6 protein-coding genes are annotated in these 4,560 nt (G+C 52.5%); 5 read left to right on the top strand and 1 reads right to left on the bottom strand.

Annotated features, from left to right (window positions below; genetic code table 11):
• Nucleotides 1-46: 46 nt before the first annotated feature.
• On the bottom strand, nucleotides 47-940 hold the full coding sequence (locus tag M3200_RS04350) for a LysR family transcriptional regulator (RefSeq protein WP_022382321.1): 894 nt from the start codon (nucleotides 938-940) through the stop codon (nucleotides 47-49).
• Nucleotides 941-1,187: 247 nt separating this feature from the next.
• Between M3200_RS04350 and M3200_RS04345 the strand changes: the two genes are divergently transcribed.
• From M3200_RS04345 to M3200_RS04325, 5 genes are all read left to right on the top strand, one after another.
• A complete protein-coding gene (locus M3200_RS04345; protein ID WP_022382320.1) occupies nucleotides 1,188-2,126 on the top strand; it encodes an AEC family transporter in 939 nt (312 codons plus the stop codon).
• 172 nt (nucleotides 2,127-2,298) lie between these two features.
• On the top strand, nucleotides 2,299-2,868 hold the full coding sequence (locus tag M3200_RS04340) for a flavin reductase family protein (RefSeq protein ID WP_022382319.1): 570 nt from the start codon (nucleotides 2,299-2,301) through the stop codon (nucleotides 2,866-2,868).
• A 338-nt stretch (nucleotides 2,869-3,206) separates the two neighbouring features.
• Nucleotides 3,207-3,674: a hypothetical protein gene (locus M3200_RS04335; RefSeq protein WP_022382318.1), complete on the top strand. Its 468-nt coding sequence runs from the start codon at nucleotides 3,207-3,209 to the stop codon at nucleotides 3,672-3,674.
• On the top strand, nucleotides 3,671-4,147 hold the full coding sequence (locus M3200_RS04330) for a 2-thiouracil desulfurase family protein (RefSeq protein ID WP_022382317.1): 477 nt from the start codon (nucleotides 3,671-3,673) through the stop codon (nucleotides 4,145-4,147). The genes M3200_RS04335 and M3200_RS04330 overlap by 4 nt, the downstream gene beginning before the upstream one ends.
• A partial coding sequence (locus M3200_RS04325) for an ROK family protein (RefSeq protein ID WP_288178140.1) occupies nucleotides 4,128-4,560 on the top strand: 433 nt, incomplete at its 3' end. The genes M3200_RS04330 and M3200_RS04325, both read left to right, overlap by 20 nt.

Raw genomic sequence — 4,560 nt, 5'->3', positions numbered from 1 at the left:
ACGAAAGCACGCTGGCTTTATGTGCTCTTTTTATGTTTATGTTCTATTATTCTTCGATTTCAGCGGTTTCCGGGAATGCTGCCAGGAATTCTTCCATGGCTTTGCTCAGGCGATGGCCTTTCTGGCAGAAGAAGGTCTTTCCAATCGGTACGTCTGGCATGGCGAGCGGACGGAAGGTGAGGGTTTCTGTCGGATAGATATCGCCTTCGTCCCTGACGACGATGCCGAATGCCATTTTGCTTTCAGCGGCGTCCATGGCGGAGGAGCGTGTGTCGACGGAGAAGAGGATTCTCGGGACGATGTTGTGGGAGCGGAAGAGTTTCTTGATGATTTCTTCGGTGCTTCTGCTGACGGCGAGAGGCTGTCCGGCGAGCATGTCGGGCGTGATGGTCTCGTTTTCTTCAAGAAGCGGGCTTCCCTTCGGGCCTGCGATCATGATCTGGCATTCTTCTTTTCTGAGGATCTTAAAGAAGGACGGATCAGGAAGCGGCGCATTGGCGATGCCTATTTCAGAGACGCCGGTGCGGATGTCGTCGACGAGCGTAGTGTGATAGGATTCGCGGATGCGGAAGCAGAGGTCCGGGTATTTCTCATGGAACTGCGGAATGATTTTCTGGAACAGGAAAGGCGCGTACGACGGGAAGACGCTGATGCGCAGGGTGCCTGTGAGGCCTGCTGTGAGCGCTTCGATTTCCGCGTGCGTTGTCTGGTCTGTCTCATAAATCTGTTTTGCCTGGCGATAGAAGATCCATCCGGCTTCCGTGAGTTTCAAACTGTGCCGGCCTCTTCTTGGGTCGACGAGCGCAGCCCCGTATTCTTTTTCCATCAGCTGGAGCTGACGGGTCAGTGCAGGCTGTGCGACATGGATCTGGCGCGATGCCTTATTGAGGCCCCCCGCCTCGACGATCGCAATGAAATTTTTGTAAAATTCCAGATTCAAGTGAATTCCCCCCTATTCTATTGATAAAAAAGAACTTATGCGAATACGCGATTCCGCTTATTCGAAAAAATAATGAACATAGAACAATCGAGATGTCTAATTATGCTGAATCGTTATAAGTGAAATTCATTATCTTAATTTGAATTATATGACAAGATAGGCTATGCTGTAAACAGAATTTCAGTGCAATTTTGTATAAATCTTGGGTTAGTTATTGAAAATTTAGAAAATTTGAGGTATTTGGGGTATGGATGCGATTCTGCAGGGGTTGTCAGGTATTTTTGAAGTAGCTGTGATTGCGGGTCTAGGTTTCTTTTTGAGCCGAATGGGTTTCTTCTGGGAGTCCGCCGGGAAAGATCTGACGAAGTTTACGATGTCAGTGGCGCTGCCGCCTCTGATGATTTACTCTTTATACTCGAATTTCACGCATGACCAGCTGATCGAAACAGCGCCGGACATGCTTCTTCCTTTTGCCTCGATTTTCGTGGCGTACCTCGCCGGCCGCGTCCTGGCCAAAGTGCTGAATATCACGAAGAGCCGCCGCGGCGTCTTCACCTGCACCTGCTGCATTGCGAATGCCATCTTCATCGGCCTTCCGGTCAATATGGCACTCTTCGGTGAAGCGAGCGTGCCTTCCTGCATGCTGTACTATATCGCAAATACCGCGATGTTCTGGTTTCTTGGCGCGTACCTCATCGTCAAGGATGCCGGCGGTGACCATAAATTCACTGTGAAGGAAATGCTCCTGAAGCTGCGCACACCGCCGCTCATGGGATTCATCACAGGCGTTCTCCTCATTCTCCTCAATATTCCGCTGCCGCACTTCTTTTTGACGGCATGCCATTACGTAGGAAATATCGCAACGCCGATGGCCCTTATCGTCATCGGGATCCAGATGGCGCATATTCCGTTCTCCGCGATCCGTCTCGACCGCGATCTTGTGGGCGCGATGTTTGGACGTTTCGTCCTTTCACCGCTCTGCCTTTTCATCCTGCTGCCGTTCATTCCGGTCAGCGCGATGTCCGCGAAGGTCTTCCTCATGCAGGCAGGCATGCCGGCTATGACGAACATGACGATTCTCGCCAATTCCGTCGGCGCCGATGCCGATTACTCGACGATGATCAACTGCGTCTCCCTGATGCTGGGGATCTTCTTCATTCCTTTTTATATGTACCTCCTCTCCTGAGGATATACATAAATAATCCCTTCCTCCCGATGGAATCTCTTCCCGGATTCCATCGGGATTTTTACTGCGCGGGGCCAACGGGGAAGGGCGCTCGCGCTCCCCGCCCGTGGTATAATAATCTTTAGAATGTATAAATAAAATAAAGGAAATTTTGGATAGAGGAGGGATTTCTATGAAGAAAAGTTTCAAGCCCGCATCATGGATTTATCCGCAGCCGGCGCTCGTCATCGCTTCCCAGGACAAAGCAGGGGAGACTGATGCCATGGTTACTGCCTGGGGCGGCATCTATGACACGAACAAGATCGGCTTCATGCTCGACCATAATCACAAGACGACGGACAACATCCTGGAAACCGGCGCCTTCACCGTCAGTATGGCGACCGTGAAGACGATGGCAGAAGCTGACTACTTCGGCACCGTCAGCGGCCACAAGGTAAAAGGGAAAATCGAGAAAGCAGGCTTCCATGCCGTCAAGAGCGAGCATGTGGACGCTCCTGTCATTGAAGAATTCCCGCTCACATTCGAATGCAAGGTCGTGAAGACCACACAGGAAGGCGAAGACTGGTACATCGTAGGAGAAATCGTCAACATCCTGGCTGATGAATCCGTCCTGACCGGCGGCAAGCTCGACCCATCTCTCATCGAACCTCTGACATTCGACCCCGTCCACGGCACCTACATCCGCTTAGGCGACGTCGCAGGCCGCGCATGGAAAGAAGGAGCCAAATTTACCAAAGAATAATTGCATAAAGAGGGAGGGATTGCGGTAGAATGCTGACTCACCTTCCCAGACGGGGAAGGTGCCCGAAGGGCGGATAGGGTTGATTACCACGGACGAAGTCCGGTTGTATGGTTTTTCATGGTCATTTCCCAGGCCGCAGGCCGGCTGTATGGTTTTTCATGCTTTATCTGGGCAGACCAGCCCTTCTTATTTTTATCAGATTTTTGTTAGGACTGAATTTGTCTATTTCCTCGATAGATAAATTTCAGAGAAAAAGCGGATGTGGCAGGATGATCGCGCATTTTGCCGCAGCTTATCTTTTTACTAGAAATAGAAATAGAAATAGAAATGGAGTATATATGACGGAACTGGCAAGAGAATCCTGGAAGAAAGCGCTGTCCTTCCTTCTCGTCCTTGTGGCGGTCTTCATGATGGCGGGCTGCGGGAATACGCAGTCGCTTTCCTTCAAGACACCGGCTGGCGAGAAGCTGGAGGTCAAGCTCGACACGAAGGATGATTATTCGATGGAGTATACGAGCGATTCGCTCATCGTCCATCAGGCGAAGAAAGTCATGCTGACCTGCGTATTCCTCACGAAAGCACAGAAGGCGCAGCTCCTCGACCGTGTGAATGAGATGGGCGTAGCAGACATTTACAAGCAGGACGGCGAGACGTTCAGCTACGGCATGGCAGGACCGCAGGGACTGGTCAATTACTACATCGAGCCGATCGGAAATGACACGTACCTCTATGCCGCGACGTACCTGCCGTATGATGCGCTGACGGAAGCCGTTTCCCGTCTGCATTTCTCGGTGGCAAAATCATGAAGGTCATCGTGAGTGCCTGTCTCCTTGGCGTTCCCTGCCGCTACAAGGGAGGCGCGAATACGGATAAAGGCGTCATTTCCTTCGTAGCAGGGATGGACGTCATCCCCGTCTGCCCCGAAGTTGCTGCCGGCATGCCCATTCCGCGTCCGCCCGTGGAAATCCTACGCGGCCGTATCGTCCGGAAAGACGGGACGGATATGGATGAAATCTACAGAGCCGGCGCAAGAAAGATCATGAAAGAAATCGAGGGTGAAGACATTGCCTTTGCCATTCTGAAAGCAAGAAGCCCGACCTGCGGCGTACATGAAGTCTATGACGGTACATTTTCCGGGACAAGGGTGCCCGGAGAAGGCGTCTTTGCCGCGATGCTGAAGGAGGCCGGAATCCCTGCCTATGATGAGGAAGATCTGGCAGCAGGACGGATTCCGATGGATATGGAAAGTGAGGAAAGAAATGCTGATCGGAGGAATTGAGGCCGGCGGGACGAAGATCGTCTGCGGAGCGGCAGAGGTAACGGAGGAAGGCATCCATATCCTGGACCGGATGCGCTTTGCGACAGGGCGCCCGGAAGAGGCAGTCAGGAAAGCGGCGGACTATTTCAAAGATTTCCCGATCAAAGCATTGGGCGTTGCCTGCTTCGGACCGCTGGATCTCCGGAAGGACTCTGCGACTTACGGCCATATCATGGCGACACCGAAGAAGGGCTGGGAGCATTTCGATCTTCTGGGACCTTTCGAAAAGGAAATCGGCGTGCCGGCCGTGCTCGATACGGACGTGAACGGCGCGGCGCTTGGTGAAGGCGCTTACGGCGCAGGAAAGGGGAAGTCCGTCGTCGCTTACATCACCGTCGGGACCGGCATCGGTGTCGGCCTTTCGATCGGCGGCA

Source organism: Dialister sp. CAG:357, from assembly GCF_000435155.1.
Classification (GTDB): Bacteria; Bacillota; Negativicutes; order Veillonellales; family Dialisteraceae; genus Dialister; species Dialister hominis.
The sequence above is the reverse complement of the archived record's forward strand: the minus strand, read 5'-3'. Positions and strand labels throughout refer to the sequence as shown.